Below are 17,901 nucleotides of genomic sequence, written 5' to 3'. Positions count from 1 at the left end.
TAAGCGTGAGTTTATAAGTCTATTTTCCCTTTTCCTATTGTTAACTACACTTAGGCAGATTGGTGACTATTCCTCATCCCTGTTTTCAATGACGCCGTGTGTTTTCTTCCAACGCTCCCAGCGCTGGTAAGCAAGCTGCTGCATGTCGGTGGTTTTATCTGCTTCATCAATGATCTCTTCACCCAGTAGGTACTCAAAAATATCCTCTAAGGTCAGAATGCCTTGTACTGTGCCGTATTCATCAACGATTAACGCCAATTGCAGCCGTTTTTGCATCATTTGATCAAAGGCCTTTAATAAGCTCATTTTGTTGAGCAGCGCATGAAGCGGCCTCATGACTTCTTCTAAACGTTTACTGCCTTGGCCCTTTTGTTGCAGTTTAAATAGCTCTAAGCGATGCACAAAACCGATGATGTCCTCTTTGCTTTCGCCATAAATAAGCGGACGCGAAAAGGGCGTATCTCTATGTTGCACGAGAAACTCGTCGATAGTGAGTTGCGCGCTGGCGCGAAACAAAACCGGGCGCGGTGTCATCACTTGAGTCACAGGGACGTGCTGAATAGCCAACAAGTTATTGAGTATTTTTGATTCGCCATCGGCAAACTCACCGCTTTCATTGGCCAGCATGGCCATTGCGGAGAGTTCATCACGCATTTTGGGCGCTTTATGGTGACGCGCTAAGCGTTTGGTGATCTGCTCTGAAAACCAGACGAAAGGTGTCAGCGCCCACACCATCCAGCGTAAAACCACCGCAGAAGCTGGCGCAAGTTGACGCCAATAGGTTGCGCCAATAGTTTTCGGTACGATTTCCGACAACACCAAAATGCCTAGAGTTAGCACCGCAGAAAATACGCCGAGCCATTCGCTACCAAATACGACCGCCGCTTGTGCGCCTGCGCTGGCGGCACCGATGGTGTGAGCAATAGTGTTGAGTGTGAGAATTGATGCCAAGGGACGGTCGATGTCTGCTTTGAGTTTGTTCAGTCTGTCGGCTGAAGGGTGAGCGTTTTGACGCAACTGAGCAAGGTAACTTGGTGTAATGCTCAGTAGCACAGCTTCAAGAACCGAACAGATAAAAGAGACACCGATGGCAACGGCAATATAAACCGTAAGCAAAAACATGATTGTTCCTTAGTTTTATTTATACCAAATCAATACTGCGTTGAGCTTGATCCATGCCAATGTCGGTCATTGGAGGCTCTACCTGCGTAGGATTGTACTGATATATTAGGTCGCTTAAGTGACCTGAAATATCAGGTATCCAAGCATAAGTACGCTATAAATAAGGGCTTACAGCATCAAAAACAAGCGGATATTCTTTGTCAATCAGTAACAAATTGTGAGTTATTGCTCATATTGTGGTTAAAAGTGCGGCATAGAGACAAAAGATCAGCGACAAACCTTTGCCAGACGGGGGCTTTATGTTTTAGAGTGAGGTCAATTCGATAACACATGAGAAGGGAAACCTAATGAACAAGACCCAATTAATCGACTTTATCGCTGAAAAAGCAGACTTATCTAAAGCACAAGCAAAAGCTGCTCTTGAAGCGACTTTAGGCGCAGTTGAAGGAGCTCTCAAAGAGGGTGACCAAGTTCAACTAATTGGTTTTGGTACATTCAAAGTAAACCACCGTGCAGCGCGTACTGGCCGTAACCCTAAAACAGGTGCTGAGATTCAAATCGCAGCAGCTAACGTTCCAGCATTTGTAGCCGGTAAAGCACTGAAAGATTCAGTGAAATAATTTATACTACGCCGAGATACCCTCTCGGCGTAGATTTCTCCCATGAAAAAAATTCTTTTATCCATTCTATTTCCCCTAGTCTTAGTGGGATGCTCTTCCTCTAGCCATACGCCTAGTCTCGAACAATATTCCAATTATACCAGTGGGCAAACCATGGGTGATGCCACCAGTTTTTATTGGTATATCGAGCGTTCAGCCTCTCCAAACAGCGCCGCCGATTATGTCGCATCGGGTGATTATGGTTGGTATAAAACTAATTATCGCTGGGATGAAGGGACATTAAGAGAGCTCAAGCGCGAAGGTGAGCAGCTACAAAAGAAATCGCTCGTGCCTTATTCGGTTCACTTACGTTTTAATGACGCTGGCGAGGCCATTTATCAACAATACCGTGTCGATGGAAAAATACTGCCACTCGATGAAGAACAGCTTTCCCATTACCTGCAACAAGCACAATACCTGATCTCAGAAACCAAAAATAAAGACAACCAAGGGTTAGAACTGATTCAAGGGGTGTGGGATGGCGAAGTGTTTGAAACCTGCACGGGTCATGAATACACGCAGATGGAATTTAACCAAACGCTGCCCAGTTTTGTGGTCAGTCGTTTAGCATCATTGGATAACTACATTGCCTTTTTAGGTAAAATCCGCAATAACCGTGTCTATATCGAAGAGCTATTAATGCTTGCTGATGAGAATCATGGCTGTGTCGACAAACCGCAATTGTTGAAGTGATGATTAAGTTCATCTCGAAGTGGGTTTAACACCAAGCCAATACAGAAGTATGAATATGAAGTATAAAAATAAGGCGCTCAATGAGCGCCTTATTGGATCATAACCTAGCCTTGTCGTTGTTATTTTGTTGTCTGTTGTTCACGAGCTATCGCGCGGTAGCCAATATCGCTGCGATAGAACATGCCATCCCAGTTGACCTGTTTGGCTAATTGGTAAGCGCGCTGCTGCGCTTGTGAAACCGTGTTACCCAGTGCGGTTGCGCATAACACGCGACCACCGTTGGTGACGACTTCTCCAGCTTGGTCGCTTGTGCCTGCGTGGAAGATTTTCTCACCTGCGACTTCTTGCGTTGGTAAGCCAGAAATAACATCCCCTTTCGCGTAGTCGGCGGGGTAACCGCCAGCGGCCAAAACAATACCGATAGAAGCGCGTGGGTCCCATTTTGACTCCACTTGATCGAGTTTGCCTTCCAGTGCGGCAAAGCAGAGTTCGACCAAATCCGATTGCATCCGCATCATGATCGGCTGAGTTTCAGGGTCACCAAAGCGGCAGTTGTACTCAATTACTTTCGGTGTGCCTTGTGCGTCAATCATCAGCCCAGCGTACAGAAAACCTGTGTAAGGGTTGCCTTCTGCCGCCATACCGCGCACCGTTGGATAAATCACCTCTTGCATCACGCGCTCATGGATCTCGGGCGTGACCACCGGAGCTGGCGAGTAAGCGCCCATGCCGCCAGTATTGGGGCCAGTGTCTTTATCACCGACGCGTTTATGATCTTGGCTGGTGGCCATAGGGAGAACATTTACGCCATCGACCATGACAATGAAGCTCGCTTCTTCTCCATCTAAGAACTCTTCAATCACCACGCGGCTGCCTGCATCGCCAAAGGTATTGCCTGCGAGCATATCTTGAATCGCATCTTCGGCCTCTTGTAGCGTCATCGCCACAATGACCCCTTTGCCAGCGGCAAGGCCATCGGCTTTGACCACAATCGGCGCGCCTTGCTGGCGGACGTATGCCAAAGCAGGTTCAATTTCTGTGAAATTAGCGTAAGCCCCAGTAGGAATATGATGACGAGCTAAGAAATCTTTGGTGAACGCTTTAGATCCTTCGAGCTGCGCTGCCGCTTGAGTCGGGCCAAAGATGGGTAAATCCGCCTTACGGAAAGCATCCACTACGCCAAGCACTAAGGGTGTTTCTGGGCCAACAATGGTCAGTTCAATACGTTTTTCTTGAGCAAAAGCGACCAAACCAGCAATGTCTTCCACTGCAATGTTGACGTTCTCAAGTTTAGGCTCAAGCGCTGTGCCCGCATTACCCGGAGCAACAAAGACAGTTTTAACATTTGGGTTTTGAGCGACTTTCCAACCCAGAGCGTGCTCACGACCGCCAGCACCTATAATCAGAATGTTCATCTATGAGTATCCTTTAACGTATAGAGTTTGTTTGTTGCTATTTACCAAGGTTTTTAGTGACGGAAGTGACGCATACCAGTAAAAATCATCGCCATGCCGTGTTCATCGGCGGCGGCAATCACTTCGTCATCGCGCATCGAACCGCCTGGTTGAATCACACATTTGATGCCCGCTTGCGCTGCGGCATCAATACCGTCACGGAACGGGAAGAATGCATCAGAAGCCATTACACATCCTTCTACTTGCAAGCCTTCATCGGCCGCTTTAATGCCCGCAATTTTGGCTGAATAAACGCGGCTCATTTGGCCTGCGCCCACGCCAACAGTCATGTCACCTTTTGAGTAAACAATCGCGTTTGATTTGACGTATTTAGCTACTTTCCAGCAGAAAAGAGCATCTTTGATCTCTTCTTCACTCGGCTGGCGCTTGGTTACGATTTTGAGATCATCAAGGCTAACCATGCCTTGATCGCGATCTTGTACCAGTAAGCCACCATTGACGCGTTTCACGTCAAAGCCCGTGGTTTTCGCTGACCATTCACCGCACTCAAGCAGGCGCACGTTTTTCTTCGCCGCAACCACTTCAATCGCTTCCGCTGAAACGGTTGGTGCGATGATCACTTCAACAAACTGGCGCTCAACAATCGCCGCTGCGGTTTGTGCGTCTAGCTCGCGGTTAAAAGCGATGATGCCACCAAAGGCAGACGTTGGGTCGGTTTGGTAAGCGCGGTTGTAGGCTTGAAGAATATCACTGCCCAAGGCAACGCCACATGGGTTGGCGTGTTTGACAATCACACACGCTGGCTCAGCGAACTCTTTCACACACTCAAGAGCGGCGTCGGTATCGGCGATGTTGTTGTAAGAGAGCGCTTTACCTTGGAGTTGGCGTGCAGTAGAGACTGACGCTTCCTCTGGGTTGGCTTCAACATAGAAAGCGGCCGCTTGGTGACTGTTCTCACCGTAACGCATGTCTTGTTTTTTCAGGAATTGTTGGTTGAAGGTACGCGGGAATTTGCTCTCTTCATCAGCCTTCTTTCCTTCTTCATCAAGTAAAGAGGCTCCATAGGATGGAACCATAGTGCCGAAGTAGTTGGCGATCATGCCATCGTAAGCAGCGGTGTGTTCAAAAGCAGCAATCGCAAGGTCAAAACGTGTTTCGAGTGTTAGCGAATTGTTGTTCGCATCCATCTCGGCAATGACACGGTCGTAGTCATGTGCATTCACCACTATGGTCACGTCTTTGTGGTTTTTCGCCGCAGAACGCACCATAGTTGGCCCACCAATGTCGATATTTTCTACCGCATCAGCTAGGGTACAACCTGCTTTAGCAACGGTTTCGGCAAACGGGTAAAGGTTGACGACTACCATATCAATCGGCTTAATACCGTGTTGTTGCATAATGTCGTCATCTTGACCGCGGCGGCCCAACACGCCACCGTGTACTTTCGGGTGCAATGTTTTTACGCGACCGTCCATCATCTCAGGAAAACCGGTGTAGTCAGAAACTTCTGTAACAGCAATACCTTGGTCTGCTAATAAGCGAGCGGTGCCACCAGTAGAAAGAATATCGACACCGCGCTTCGCGAGAGCTTGAGCGAACTCAACAATGCCGGTTTTGTCTGATACGCTGATCAATGCGCGGTGAATAGGACGAGCGTTATTCATGCTTCGGTCTTCCTCAAATCATGGAGTTAATAGGAAATTTGATGGCGCACATTCTAACCAAACAATCATCAAAAAGCTCGCGCAATCGTTTGGCATCGCAAAATTTTTTATAAAAACGGCGATATTGGGTATCAAACGTAATAAAAACGTTAAAGGAGAATGAGATGTTTCAAATTGGAGAGCTCGCCAAACGCTGTAAAGTTTCAACCGATACGCTGCGTTTTTATGAAAAAAATGCGCTAATAAAACCGGCGGGGCGCAGTGAGTCTGGTTATCGTTTATATAATCAAAAAAATCAGCAGCAGGTGAGTTTTATTCTCAAAGCCAAAGAGCTAGGGCTCAGTTTGGATGAGATCAAAGAGTTATTGGAAATAAAGCTGGAAGCGACCGAACACAGCTGTGCAGAAGTGAAATCGATCACCAGCGCTAAGCTGGTGGTGATTGATCAAAAAATCGCCGAGTTAACGGCGATTCGTCAAGCGCTAAAAAAAATCAACGATGCGTGCTGCGGTCATATAGACGACAACGCCAGCCACTGCTCAATTTTAGCGGCATTGGAGTGATCTCATCAGCCGATAAGGTGTGAGTTGCTCACACTTTAAAATGGCTAATGCTCTGTTTCAGTTGTTGGCCACTGTCTGAGAGATATTGACTGGCTGTCGACACTTGATCGGCTTGGGCTGCAGCTTGGGAGCTGTGCTCGGCAATATGAGTCAGATTGCGATTAATCTCTTCTGTAGCGGTGGTTTGCTGGGCGCTTGCCTCAGCAATATGTTCATTGAGTGAGAGAATCTGTTTTACTTGCTCGTCGATCTCATTGAGCACTTGCTGCGCTAAAACGGCTTGTTGCTGTGTGGCGGTTGATTGTTGCTGCGTTTGAGCCATAAATTCTCCCAGCTCTTTTGCGCGAGCCTGTAATCTATTGATTATCTGCTCTATCTCGTTGGTACTGGTTTGAGTACGCGTTGCCAGCGCCCGTACTTCATCCGCGACGACCGCAAAGCCTCTCCCTTGTTCACCAGCACGCGCTGCTTCAATCGCCGCATTCAGGGCCAATAAGTTGGTTTGTTCGGCTATCCCTTGGATGACCGCCAGTATCGCTCCGACATCTTGCGTCTCTTTCGCGAGGTTTTTAGTGGTAGTGTCAGTGGTGGTCAGTAGTGCAGACAAGGAGTCCATAAAATCAGAAGCTTTGCCAATCACCGAGCTGCCTTCTTTGCCTTTGCTGCTGGCCGTATGCGCGGCTTTCGCGGCACTACTCGCTGCATTAGCCACTTCTTGATTGCTCGCATGCAGTTCGTTCATCGCTGATGCGACCGTATCGACGGATTGCTGCTGCTCTAAGGCTTTGATTGAGGCATGTTGTGAGAGTTGAGTAAGCTCATTTGCCGAGTGGTTAACATTGTCGGTGATCGGTGTGATATTGGTAATGGTATGACGAATCTTCTCTGTGAACTCATTGAAGGCTTGCGCTATGTGTGACAGCTCATCACTACCTTGCACCGAGAGCTGTTTGGTTAAATCACCGTCGCCTTTGGCGATTTCTTCAAGTGCCTGTTTGGTTTCTTCACACGGTTTAGTGATGCTATTTCCTATCACTACTGAAAGAATCAGCATCACAATAATAACGAGGCTAAGAATGATCAATATCGATTGTAGGCGTTGCCAAATCAGCGCATTGACATCATCGATGTAGACTCCAGAACCGAGGATCCAACCCCAAGGTTTAAATAATTTTACATAAGAGATTTTACCCACATCGACGCTAGAACCTGGTTTGGGCCACATATAGTCGACAAAGCCTTCACCCTGCTGTTTAGCGACTTTAGTAAATTCTACAAACAGTTTTTTTCCGGTCGGGTCTGCGGCATTGGAGAGATCTTTACCGTCCAATTGGGGCTTCATTGGGTGCATGATCATACTTGGCTGAAGGTCGTTGATCCAAAAATAATCATCAGCCTCGTAGCGCAGTTTCGCGATGGCTTGTTTGGCTTGAGTCTGTGCTTGTTGCTCGGACAAGGTGCCATCGATTTGTAATTGGTGGAAGTAACTTAATACGCCGTATCCTGTTTCGACGATGTGGCGAGTTTTTGTCTGTTTTGATTGCATTAAATCGTGTTGATAACTATTGAGCATGGAGACAAATGGGATCAACAGTAGCAGTGTGGTGACCGTGGTCAGCAGGTATAAACGCGTTCTAATTTTGGTCTGGCGCAAGTTCAGTAAGCTCATTGACGTCACTCCTTGTCAATCTTCCGAGTGGTTTTATCATTATAGGCCCATTTGACTTGGTGTTTAGATTGTTGCGTCGCCGAGCTCATCTTAGTCACTCCATTTTTGGGGGGATAAAGCCTTACTCATTGTATGCACTGTTCACGACAAGTGATTTGGGGATCGGTCGGTAAATTTCCATCACATGCACAATGTAACCAGTTTGTTGCGGTCGCGTAAATGCGACAACAGAAGAAGAGAGAGCCCGCTCAAACAATCAGATCTCTTTATTGCATTAATGCAAAGTAAAGCAGCCCGTTGATATTTTAGTTATCCGTTGGGTGAAAATGAAAAAACCGAGCGCAGAGGCTCGGTTTTAAAAGCGATGGTATCTAGTTGCTAGATTTGTGCAGTAGCTAGATTAGTTCATGCCGTATTTTTTTAGCTTCTTACGAAGAGTGCCGCGGTTGATGCCCATCATGGTTGCTGCGCGAGTTTGGTTACCGCGAGTGTACTGCATGATGGTGTCGAGTAGTGGCTGTTCAACTTCAGCAAGAACTAACTCGTATAGTTCTGTCACTTCTTGGCCGTTTAACTGCGCAAGGTAGTTTTTAAGAGATGCTTTAACTGAATCACGTAGTGGCTTTTGCGTGATTTGATCTTGTGAAGTTACGGTTGTTACTGTGAAAGCTTCTGAAGTCAGGTTTTGTTCGAACATATGCGGTCTAGCTCTTCTCTTAATTATGATGCAACGTTATCAAAATAACCTTCGAGCGCGTCAATTTGCAGCGGTGCTGCGTCAATAGCGTTGAAGGTACGGCGAAACTCACTCGCTTGTTCATGTTCTTTCAGATACCAACCCACATGCTTACGAGCGATGCGAGGGCCTAAATACTCACCATAGAAACTGTGGAGAGCCTGTACATGGCCAAGCATAATATCTTTCACTTCCGCAGCCGGAAGTTCAGACATCGTGGTGCCGTTTTCCAAATAGTGTTGGATTTCTTGGAAAATCCACGGGCGACCTTGGGCAGGGCGTCCAATCATTAAAGCGTCAGCGCCGGTGTAATCCAGCACGTATTTCGCCTTCTCTGGGCTATCGATATCACCGTTAGCAATAACCGGAATAGAGATGGCGTTTTTCACCGCTTTAATGCTGTCGTATTCGGCCTCGCCTTTGTACATACACGCTTTGGTTCTGCCATGCAGGGCTAAAGCTTGTATGCCGCAGTCTTCGGCTAATTTAGCGATGTAGACACAGTTTTTGTTGTCTGTGTCCCAGCCAGTACGGGTCTTTAATGTCACTGGGACATCAACGGCGTTCACCACCGCTTTCAAGATCTGTTCAATCGTCTCCGGAAATTGGAGTAAGGCTGAACCCGCCAGCTTTTTATTCACTTTTTTTGCTGGGCAACCCATGTTGATGTCGATGATCTGAGCACCGTTCTCAACACTAAATTGGGCTGCATCGGCCATAAGCTGTGGGTCGGCTCCCGCAATTTGTACCGAGCGAATGCCCGATTCGCCCTCATGTACCATACGTTGCATCGACTTTGACGTATTCCATAGAGCAGGATTAGAGGACATCATTTCACTGACGGCCATGCCTGCTCCATAGCGAAGACACAACTCTCGAAATGGTCTGTCAGTTACTCCTGCCATAGGGGCAACGATAAGATTGTTCTTAAGTTGATAGTTTCCGATTTTCAAAACGTCATCACAGTTCTGTACCAGCAAGGGCGCGCATTTTACGCATTTTTTTACTGCGTGAAAAGACTAATATTTGAGCATTTACAATTTGTTTTAGTAAATCGTATAAAATACAGTCTATTAGCACGCAAAGTCTTATCTAGCCTTGCTTGCGACCCGAGATGCGGCACCACTCATTGAGCTCAATTATCGGGTCAATGTGAAGCTCGTCACGATAATGGTTGGCAACTTCTTCGGCTTGAGTGTCCAAAACACCGGACATCGCAAGTTGGCCGTTGGGTTTAAGTAACCCTTTGATCACGCCATTCAGGTCACGCAGTGGGCCGGCCAAAATGTTGGCCACAACCACGTCAGCGATTAAGCCTTCAGGTTGGTCTTGTGGTAAATACACTTCAAGTTGGTCAGCTACGCCATTGCGTCCTGCGTTGTCGTTGGAAGCAAGCAGTGCTTGTGGGTCGATATCAATCCCGACGACTTTGGCTGCGCCCAATTTGATCGCTGCAATGGCTAGGATGCCTGAACCACAACCAAAATCGATGACGGTTTTGCCTGTCAGATCGAGCCCTTCGAGCCACTCTAAACATAATGCGGTCGTCGGGTGAGTCCCTGTACCGAATGCAAGGCCCGGGTCGAGCATTACGTTGACAGCGTCAGGTTCTGGGATTTCACGCCAGCTTGGGCAAATCCACAAACGTTGACCAAATTTCATCGGGTGGAAGTTGTCCATCCATTCACGTTCCCAGTCTTTATCTTCGAGCTGTTCAACTTTGTAGGCAAAGTCATCACTCAGCAGTTTGCTTGAGCGAATTTGGTCAATGATCCATGCGCTATCGGCTTCGGCATCATATAGCGCCAGCACGTCGGTATCGCCCCAAAGGCGAGTTTCGCCCGGAAGCGGTTCAAAAACAGGGGTGTCGTGAGCATCAAGAAAAGTGACGGATACTGCGCCCGTCTCTTCCATCAGCATGTCGCCAATTGGCTCGGCATTGGCGTTAGTTGCGTTCAGTTTAATTTGAATCCAAGGCATGTCAGTTGCTCTGTTATGTCGTCAGTTGGCGCAGAGTTTAGCAGAAACTGACTCGGCTGCCGAAAACAAAAATGCTCACCGAAGTGAGCATTTGGTCTCTCGCGACGCGAAAATTAGTGCTGTAAACCCAATTTCTTCTCAAGGTAGTGGATGTTCGCTCCACCGTGTTGGAAGTTCTCATCTTGCATGATCGATTGCTGCAAGGTGATATTGGTTTTAATGCCATCGACGATCATTTCGTTTAACGCATTTTTCATGCGCGCAATCGCCACGTCACGGTTTTCACCGTAAGTGATGAGCTTGCCGATCATTGAATCGTAATGTGGCGGCACTGTGTAGCCAGCATAAATGTGCGATTCCCAACGAACGCCCATACCGCCCGGCGCGTGAAAACGTTCAATTTTGCCCGGTGAAGGGAGGAAACGAACCGGATCTTCCGCGTTGATACGGCATTCAATTGCATGGCCACGGATCTTGATGTCATCTTGGGTAAACGACAGTGGTTGACCTGCGGCGACGCGAAGCTGTTCTTTGATGAGATCAACGCCAGTGACCATTTCAGTGACTGGGTGCTCAACTTGAATACGCGTGTTCATCTCAATGAAGTAGAACTCGCCGTTTTCGTATAGGAACTCAAACGTACCGGCACCACGATAGCCAATTTCGAGACAAGCGCGAGTACAACGTTCACCGATGTATTTACGCATCTCTTCGGTAATGCCTGGTGCAGGAGCTTCTTCAACCACTTTTTGATGACGACGCTGCATTGAGCAGTCACGTTCACCAAGGTGAATAGCGCCACCTTGACCATCCGCAATAATTTGTACTTCAACGTGACGTGGGTTTTCTAGGAATTTTTCCATGTAAACCATGTCATTGTTGAACGCCGCTTTGGCTTCGGCACGTGTCATTGCGATCGCTTGGGTCAGTTCATTTTCGCTACGAACCACGCGCATACCACGACCGCCGCCGCCACCAGAAGCTTTGATGATCACAGGGTAGCCGATGCGTTTCGCATGAGCTTTGTTTTTGACTTCATCGCCATCCAGTGGGCCGTCAGAACCCGGTACACAAGGAACGCCCGCTTTTTTCATTGCGCTGATGGCTGACACTTTGTCACCCATCATGCGAATGGTATCGGCTTTCGGGCCAACAAAAATGAAGCCTGAACGCTCGACTTGTTCAGCAAAGTCGGCGTTTTCAGAAAGAAAACCGTAACCGGGGTGAATTGCTACTGCGCCAGTTACTTCTGCTGCAGAAATAATGCGTGGAATGTTTAAGTAGCTGTCAATACCACGTGCTGGGCCAATACAGATGGTTTCGTCGGCCAGCAGTACGTGTTTTAAATCACGATCGGCAGTGGAGTGCACGGCAACAGTTTTGATGCCAAGCTCTTTACATGCGCGCAGAATACGAAGTGCAATTTCACCTCGATTCGCGATGACTAATTTATCTAACATAAAGCAAACCTCGATTATTCGATAACAACAAGCGGTTGGTCGAATTCAACGGTCTGGCCGTCTTCAAGTAGGATTGCCGTAACGATACCTGCTTTATCGGCTTCGATTTGGTTCATCATTTTCATCGCTTCAACGATGCATAGTGTGTCACCGACTGAAACACTTTGACCGACTTCGATGAACGCTTTTGAATCTGGACTTGGTGAGCGGTAGAAAGTACCGACCATTGGCGAAAGTACTTGGTGACCTTTTGGCGCTACAGGCGCGGCGGCTTCAGCCGTTGGCGCAGGGGCAGCGACTGGCGCGGCTTGTTGTGCTGGCGCTGGTGCAGCGTAATGCATCTGAGCCATCTGTACTGGCGCAGTGTTACGACTGATGCGTACCGATTCTTCACCTTCAGAGATTTCTAGTTCAGAAATGCCAGATTCTTCTACCAGTTCGATAAGCTTCTTGATTTTACGAATATCCATCTTTTCTTTCTCTTTATCTTGTGAATACGTCAGCCCTTAAGGTTGGGCCGTAGAGTGTTTGTTTATCGTTGATCGTCTGTGGGTTATTTTGCCTGTAGCGCTTTTATGGCAGCTGCAAGAGCAAATTCATAACCTTGTGCACCTAACCCGCAAATCACCCCTTGCGCCTTATCCGACAGATAGGAGTGGTGGCGAAAAGGTTCACGTGCGTGAACGTTGGATAGATGCACTTCAATAAATGGGATGGCGACACCCAATAACGCATCGCGCAGTGCCACACTGGTGTGCGTCAATGCGGCGGGATTAATGATGATGAAGTCGACCTTGCCGTAAGCGGCATGGATGGCTTCGATCAGCTCATATTCGCGGTTCGATTGAAGATGTTCTAACTCAATATCTGCTTTTTGCGCTTGTTCGCGTAATGTCTCGACAATGTGCGCTAAGGTGTCAGAACCATAATGTGCAGGTTCACGTAGCCCTAACAGGTTAAGATTTGGCCCATTTAAGACCAGAATGCGAGATTTGGCAGTCATTGTGTCGACATCTCCCTATATCGTGAAACGAATATTAATATTCCCATATTATTCTTAGGTCAGAGTGAATTTTTCGTCAAAAATTCCCTGAATTTAAGAAATTGCCCAAGATTATAGCTAATTCAGCGCAAATGGCAGCAATTTACTGGTCTTATCAGATAGTTTACTCATTTAATTCTGCAACCGAGTTAACAGAATGAGAAGAACTGAGAGGGAAAGAAAAAGCCGCCACAAGTGTGACGGCTTAATCATCTCAATGCCTCGCGGCAGGTAGAATCGTTAGCGTTAAGACAATTCTGCTTTTTCGGCGATCAATTTATCCACTACGCTAGGATCGGCCAGTGTTGAGGTATCGCCCAAATTGCTGGTGTCGCCGGTGGCGATTTTACGCAAAATACGACGCATGATTTTGCCAGAACGGGTTTTGGGCAGTGAATCGGTCCAGTGCAGTACATCGGGCGTTGCAATTGGGCCAATCTCTTTCCGTACCCAATCTTTGACCTCTTTGTGTAACTCGGCACTGGGGTAGACGCCATCATTTAAGGTGATGTAAGCATAAATGGCTTGGCCTTTAATATCGTGTGGCACGCCGACAATTGCCGCTTCTGCAATTTTATCAAAAGCAACCAAAGCGGATTCAATTTCCGCGGTGCCCATGCGGTGGCCAGAAACGTTTAACACGTCATCCACACGGCCCGTTATCCAGTAGTAGCCATCCTCATCGCGGCGTGCACCATCACTGGTGAAATACATACCTTTGAAGGTTGAGAAGTAGGTTTGTTCAAAACGGTCATGATCGCCATAAACGGTGCGCATTTGGCCCGGCCATGAATCTAAAATAACCAAGTTACCTTCGGCAGCTCCTTCAATGATGTTGCCCATGTTATCGACCAAGGCTGGTTGCACGCCAAAAAATGGTCGTGTGGCCGAACCCGGTTTAAGTGCTGTCGCGCCCGGCAGTGGAGTAATTAAAATGCCACCCGTTTCGGTTTGCCACCATGTATCGACAATCGGTGATTTTTCGTTACCGATGGTTTTGTAGTACCACTCCCACGCTTCTGGGTTAATCGGTTCTCCCACCGAACCCATAATGCGCAAACTGGTGCGTGACGTCTCTTTGACGGCTTCATTGCCTTTCGCCATCAAGGCGCGAATAGCGGTCGGCGCAGTGTAAAGAATGTTGACTTGGTGTTTATCCACCACTTGACTCATGCGGTTGGTGTCTGGGTAGTTGGGAACCCCTTCAAACAGAACGGTTTTTGCACCATTGGCCAAAGGACCGTAAACCAAGTAGGTGTGGCCAGTGATCCAGCCCACATCGGCGGTACACCAAAACACTTCGCCTGGCTGATAGTCAAACACATATTTGAAGGTCATCGCCGCGTAAACAAGGTAGCCACCGGTTGTGTGCAGCACACCTTTGGGTTTACCCGTTGAACCAGAGGTATAGAGAATGAAGAGGGGATCTTCGGCTTTCATGGCTTCGGCTGGGCAGTGGTCGGAAGCTTTTGCGGTTGCTTCATGCCACCACACATCACGATGTTCGTGCCAGTCAATTTGGCCACCAGTGCGTTTAAAGACGATCACTTTGCTGATGTTTTTCACTTCAGGGTGGGTCAAGGCTTCATCGACGTTTTTCTTCAAGGGCACAGCGCGACCGCCACGTACACCTTCGTCGGCAGTGATGACTATTTTGGAATCAGAATCAATGATGCGACCGGAAAGGGCTTCCGGTGAAAAGCCACCAAACACCACAGTATGCACTGCGCCTATTCGAGTACAAGCGAGCATCGCAACGGCTGCTTCTGGCACCATAGGCATGTAAAGACAGACCACATCTCCTTTGCGTACTCCTTGATCTTTTAACACATTAGAAAAGCGACACACTTGTTGATGGAGTTCTTTAAAGGTGAGGGTTTTATCGTCAGCCGGATCGTCACCTTCCCAGATAATCGCCACTTCATCACCACGAGTGGCAAGGTGGCGATCGATGCAGTTAGCAGAGACGTTTAATGTGCCATCTTCAAACCAGCGAATATCTACATGGCCAGTATCAAACGAGGTTTGTTTCACTTGAGTGAAAGGCTTAATCCAATCCACAATCTTGCCGTGTTCACTCCAGAAGCCTTCTGGGTCGGTCACTGATTGTTGGTACATCGCTAGGTAAGTGTCATTATCCGCATGTGTTTTGGCTTTGATGTTCTCTTTTACCGGATAAACGTGGGCTTCACTCATTGCTTTTCTCCTTGTGAATTCGAACAATTTCCCTGTTGATTGGCGATCAAATTGCGCTGAAAGGAAAATCTGTATGTGGGTAACTGTCAGTCAGAGTGCGATTTTCTACAATTAGACTTTAGGATGAGTGTGGGGTAAGTGCTAGCGCGAGTAAGGTGCAACAAAGGGAGGCAGATCACCTTTGGTCAAGCGCACAAACACTAATGCCGCGGCGATGGCATCTTGCAGCGCGTCGTGTTTATCCTGCATCGGCAAGTCAAGATGGCGACAAATCGCCTCTAAGCTGAGGTCGATGTACGCGTTCGGCAGCATTCTCTCTAACTGATCATGATAGATCTGACTTACTTCGATGAGAGCATTGGGCAGTGGAAAGCCTAAATGTCGCCGACAAGCGAGGTCGAGGATTTTTTTGTCATAACGAATGTGATAGCCCACTAAAGGTCGGTTGCCGATAAAGTCTAATAGGTGAGTGATGGCCTCTTGCTCGTCGATGCCATCGACCAGATCTTGATGGCGAATTTTGTGGATTTTGACTGAACCCGAGTCGAGCGATTGTGGCGCGCTCAAACGCACTTCAAATGGCTGGCTGGTTAAAATGCGGTTGTCGATGATTTTGGTGGCGGCAATCGTCACTAACTCGGCGCGATTCGGGTCAAGGCTGGTGGTTTCGCAATCGAGCGACACATATTCCCCTTGCATCGGCGTCGCAAACAACGGCTGATAAGGCGAGTCTTTCAGCTTGTGAAACCAATAATGGCGTGTAAACCAATTCAATTGTTCGCCTCCACTATTCGCGAATTTGATAGTGATAGCCAAGCCACTGCTTGAATTTTTTCACCACGTGTAAACTGTGCCTGAGCAGGTCACGCTCGGTTCGGTCGAGCTGTTTTAAATCGAGTTTATTGGTGCTGTGTTGATTGCTCAGTTGCTGAGCTAAGCGCAATTTAAAGAACTGTTTGAGCGCTTCACTGAGATTATCGGCGGTTTCTTTTTCCAAAACCCGTTGCTCTACTAGCGCCTCGATGCGTTCAAAGGTGTTGTTTTGTTGAACTTGATGTTCAAGGCTTAGGGCGCGAATGCCATGCACAATCGGGAAAATGCCACCTTGTTTAATATCTAAGCCAGATTTGGAGTGTTTTACGGTGCCAAACAGCGTGAGTGGCACAGAAAAGCTCAGCGCGGGGCGAGTAAACTCCATCAAAATCAATTCTTGGTCGGCCATTAAATGGCTCAAGTGCTGTTTAATAGGGGCCAATAAGTGTTTGTTGCCCGCAACTGCGTGTGCGTCGGCCATGATCGCAATATCCATCACTTGCTCGGGTTTGGCCGCTTTCACCCATTGGCTAAGCGTGGTTTTCCACTCAGTTTGGCTTTTAACCCATTTCGGATTATTGACCATCACATTGCCCGGACAAAGCGGATAGCCGAGCTGCTGTAAGGTGTGGGTGAGCGTGTCCATGACCACACCCATTTGATGCCACTGCAAGCCATCTTTGATGATCAGCGCGTTATCTTGGTCGGTTTTGAGGATCTGCTCCCCACGGCCTTCGGAGCCGAGTACGATCAAGCAGCAGTGATCATGCAGCGCGGGTGGCACAACCAAATGAAAGGCTTTTTCGATGATCTGTTCATTGACTGCTGAAATCAGCTCCATAATAAAACGAGTGCGAATGCCATTGTTGATTAGGCTTTCAACCAGTTGCCGCTGTTTGTTGGAGGCGAGAGCTAACTCTTCCACGCAGTTGGCGCGAGCAATACTTAATGTCAGCACGTGAGAATGAGTGGAGAAAGCACTGAGAATTTGTGTCATGTCCAGCATGCCAACGGCTTGATGACCATCACACACCATCACTCGTTTTATGCGGTTGCGCGTCATGGCGATCATCGCATTAAACAGAAAGTCGCCATCGTTGATGTGCAGCACAGGAAAGGTAGCAATTACCCCAACAGGGGTATCGAGCGGGTGGTTATCGAGCATGACGGAATGCAGCATATTGGTGCGCGTGACGATAGCATAGGGGTGCGCACTGGGGTTTTCGATTAAGCGTTGATCATGCTCGGCAAGACGAACTAAGGCCGCATCAACTCCGTTATCGCGTAATTGCTGGGTCACTTGGTTGAGCGGTTGATCTGGGTTTAAAATCATCGGTGGATGGTAAATCGAGTCATCAACCTTAGTTAAAATAAATTCGGCTAAATTCTTCTGCTGATGTGCCACATCAAGCAGAGCTTGGCGTTTGGCAAGGTTATTGTCGAAGTAGGCGGCGAACTGGCCGTTGTCGTTATACAGTTCGAGAAAGACGGCTTTCGGCAGCAGATAGCTTAAGGTATCTTCCAGCGCCACGTACTGATGCTTGGCTTTTTCTTCAAACAGTGCGCGTACATCAAACATGTCATCGTTGGCGTAGTGAGCAAAAATCTCTTTGCCATCTGGCGAGCGTTCTTCGACCGCGCCTTTGATCAGTACGTGCAGATACAAGCTGGCTCTGTCACTGGCCTGCAGCAGATCGTTGCTACGAAAATACGCCACATCCAAGGATGAGCGAAGTCGCTGTTGCTGCGGCAATGTTAAGCGGTCAAAGGGCGGTGACTGCATGTTGAATTTGTCAGGCATAACGATCGTCACTCAGAAGAAATTCCTATCTAAGTGTGACAAAAATCGCCACTACCTCCAGACGACTTTGGTCTAATGAGTGATATGA

At 47.9% G+C, this 17,901-nt stretch carries 16 protein-coding genes; 3 read left to right on the top strand and 13 right to left on the bottom strand.

The genetic code is table 11. The features are described from left to right. Positions 1-66: 66 nt before the first annotated feature. Positions 67-1,122 carry a CNNM domain-containing protein gene (locus AACV12_RS15230; protein WP_170900664.1) on the bottom strand — a complete coding sequence of 352 codons (1,056 nt, stop codon included), beginning with the start codon at positions 1,120-1,122 and terminating at the stop codon, positions 67-69. Positions 1,123-1,469: 347 nt separating this feature from the next. On the opposite strand from AACV12_RS15230, the gene hupA reads away from it, so the two are divergent. Then, positions 1,470-1,742, top strand: a complete 273-nt coding sequence (hupA, locus tag AACV12_RS15225) for a nucleoid-associated protein HU-alpha (RefSeq protein WP_010320328.1) — start codon at positions 1,470-1,472, stop codon at positions 1,740-1,742. A gap of 42 nt (positions 1,743-1,784) precedes the next feature. Then, positions 1,785-2,474 (top strand): DUF1481 domain-containing protein, encoded by a 690-nt coding sequence (locus tag AACV12_RS15220; protein WP_017046802.1) that lies wholly within the window; start codon positions 1,785-1,787, stop codon positions 2,472-2,474. A gap of 119 nt (positions 2,475-2,593) precedes the next feature. Here AACV12_RS15220 and purD read toward each other — a convergent pair whose 3' ends face one another. Both purD and purH read right to left on the bottom strand, forming a co-directional pair. Then, positions 2,594-3,889 carry a phosphoribosylamine--glycine ligase gene (purD, locus tag AACV12_RS15215; protein ID WP_094150543.1) on the bottom strand — a complete coding sequence of 432 codons (1,296 nt, stop codon included), beginning with the start codon at positions 3,887-3,889 and terminating at the stop codon, positions 2,594-2,596. Positions 3,890-3,942: 53 nt separating this feature from the next. Continuing rightward, complete coding sequence (gene purH, locus AACV12_RS15210) at positions 3,943-5,553, bottom strand: bifunctional phosphoribosylaminoimidazolecarboxamide formyltransferase/IMP cyclohydrolase (RefSeq protein WP_170888871.1); 1,611 nt, start codon at positions 5,551-5,553, stop codon at positions 3,943-3,945. A gap of 164 nt (positions 5,554-5,717) precedes the next feature. On the opposite strand from purH, the gene zntR reads away from it, so the two are divergent. After that, positions 5,718-6,116, top strand: a complete 399-nt coding sequence (zntR, locus tag AACV12_RS15205) for a Zn(2+)-responsive transcriptional regulator (protein WP_017046798.1) — start codon at positions 5,718-5,720, stop codon at positions 6,114-6,116. A 28-nt stretch (positions 6,117-6,144) separates the two neighbouring features. Here zntR and AACV12_RS15200 read toward each other — a convergent pair whose 3' ends face one another. The 10 genes from AACV12_RS15200 to AACV12_RS15155 all read right to left on the bottom strand — a co-directional run bounded on the left by AACV12_RS15200 (position 6,145) and on the right by AACV12_RS15155 (position 17,813). Further along, on the bottom strand, positions 6,145-7,785 hold the full coding sequence (locus tag AACV12_RS15200) for a methyl-accepting chemotaxis protein (RefSeq protein WP_170900662.1): 1,641 nt from the start codon (positions 7,783-7,785) through the stop codon (positions 6,145-6,147). Between the two features lie 400 nt (positions 7,786-8,185). Next, complete coding sequence (gene fis / locus AACV12_RS15195) at positions 8,186-8,482, bottom strand: DNA-binding transcriptional regulator Fis (protein ID WP_010320338.1); 297 nt, start codon at positions 8,480-8,482, stop codon at positions 8,186-8,188. A gap of 23 nt (positions 8,483-8,505) precedes the next feature. Further along, positions 8,506-9,474 (bottom strand): tRNA dihydrouridine synthase DusB, encoded by a 969-nt coding sequence (gene dusB, locus AACV12_RS15190; RefSeq protein ID WP_010320339.1) that lies wholly within the window; start codon positions 9,472-9,474, stop codon positions 8,506-8,508. Between the two features lie 139 nt (positions 9,475-9,613). Continuing rightward, entirely contained in the window at positions 9,614-10,501 is an 888-nt protein-coding gene (gene prmA / locus AACV12_RS15185) for a 50S ribosomal protein L11 methyltransferase (RefSeq protein WP_013855808.1), read from the bottom strand. A gap of 113 nt (positions 10,502-10,614) precedes the next feature. Continuing rightward, the gene (accC, locus tag AACV12_RS15180; RefSeq protein ID WP_013855809.1) at positions 10,615-11,961 is read right to left on the bottom strand and encodes an acetyl-CoA carboxylase biotin carboxylase subunit; all 1,347 of its coding nucleotides are present in this window, start codon (positions 11,959-11,961) and stop codon (positions 10,615-10,617) included. Between the two features lie 14 nt (positions 11,962-11,975). Continuing rightward, the gene (accB, locus tag AACV12_RS15175; RefSeq protein ID WP_013855810.1) at positions 11,976-12,431 is read right to left on the bottom strand and encodes an acetyl-CoA carboxylase biotin carboxyl carrier protein; all 456 of its coding nucleotides are present in this window, start codon (positions 12,429-12,431) and stop codon (positions 11,976-11,978) included. An 83-nt stretch (positions 12,432-12,514) separates the two neighbouring features. Beyond that, positions 12,515-12,964 (bottom strand): type II 3-dehydroquinate dehydratase, encoded by a 450-nt coding sequence (aroQ, locus tag AACV12_RS15170; RefSeq protein ID WP_013855811.1) that lies wholly within the window; start codon positions 12,962-12,964, stop codon positions 12,515-12,517. Positions 12,965-13,249: 285 nt separating this feature from the next. Continuing rightward, entirely contained in the window at positions 13,250-15,199 is a 1,950-nt protein-coding gene (gene acs, locus AACV12_RS15165; protein WP_026027881.1) for an acetate--CoA ligase, read from the bottom strand. Positions 15,200-15,340: 141 nt separating this feature from the next. Then, positions 15,341-15,973, bottom strand: a complete 633-nt coding sequence (locus tag AACV12_RS15160) for a 3'-5' exonuclease (RefSeq protein ID WP_026027882.1) — start codon at positions 15,971-15,973, stop codon at positions 15,341-15,343. 13 nt (positions 15,974-15,986) lie between these two features. Continuing rightward, positions 15,987-17,813, bottom strand: a complete 1,827-nt coding sequence (locus tag AACV12_RS15155; protein WP_170900722.1) for a DUF294 nucleotidyltransferase-like domain-containing protein — start codon at positions 17,811-17,813, stop codon at positions 15,987-15,989. Positions 17,814-17,901 lie beyond the last annotated feature (88 nt).

Origin of the sequence: Vibrio sp. 2-2(8), from assembly GCF_963888495.1 — a bacterium.
Taxonomy (GTDB): domain Bacteria; phylum Pseudomonadota; class Gammaproteobacteria; order Enterobacterales; family Vibrionaceae; genus Vibrio; species Vibrio anguillarum.
The sequence above is the reverse complement of the archived record's forward strand: the minus strand, read 5'-3'. Positions and strand labels throughout refer to the sequence as shown.

Coding starts and splice junctions, on each gene's coding strand:
- aroQ (WP_013855811.1), bottom strand. CDS start 12,964: ATGACTGCCAAATCTCGCATTCTGGTCTTAAATGGGCCAAATCTTAAC.
- accC (WP_013855809.1), bottom strand. CDS start 11,961: ATGTTAGATAAATTAGTCATCGCGAATCGAGGTGAAATTGCACTTCGT.
- AACV12_RS15200 (WP_170900662.1), bottom strand. CDS start 7,785: ATGAGCTTACTGAACTTGCGCCAGACCAAAATTAGAACGCGTTTATAC.
- accB (WP_013855810.1), bottom strand. CDS start 12,431: ATGGATATTCGTAAAATCAAGAAGCTTATCGAACTGGTAGAAGAATCT.
- purD (WP_094150543.1), bottom strand. CDS start 3,889: ATGAACATTCTGATTATAGGTGCTGGCGGTCGTGAGCACGCTCTGGGT.
- acs (WP_026027881.1), bottom strand. CDS start 15,199: ATGAGTGAAGCCCACGTTTATCCGGTAAAAGAGAACATCAAAGCCAAA.
- hupA (WP_010320328.1), top strand. CDS start 1,470: ATGAACAAGACCCAATTAATCGACTTTATCGCTGAAAAAGCAGACTTA.
- purH (WP_170888871.1), bottom strand. CDS start 5,553: ATGAATAACGCTCGTCCTATTCACCGCGCATTGATCAGCGTATCAGAC.
- prmA (WP_013855808.1), bottom strand. CDS start 10,501: ATGCCTTGGATTCAAATTAAACTGAACGCAACTAACGCCAATGCCGAG.
- fis (WP_010320338.1), bottom strand. CDS start 8,482: ATGTTCGAACAAAACCTGACTTCAGAAGCTTTCACAGTAACAACCGTA.
- AACV12_RS15220 (WP_017046802.1), top strand. CDS start 1,785: ATGAAAAAAATTCTTTTATCCATTCTATTTCCCCTAGTCTTAGTGGGA.
- zntR (WP_017046798.1), top strand. CDS start 5,718: ATGTTTCAAATTGGAGAGCTCGCCAAACGCTGTAAAGTTTCAACCGAT.
- AACV12_RS15230 (WP_170900664.1), bottom strand. CDS start 1,122: ATGTTTTTGCTTACGGTTTATATTGCCGTTGCCATCGGTGTCTCTTTT.
- AACV12_RS15155 (WP_170900722.1), bottom strand. CDS start 17,813: ATGCCTGACAAATTCAACATGCAGTCACCGCCCTTTGACCGCTTAACA.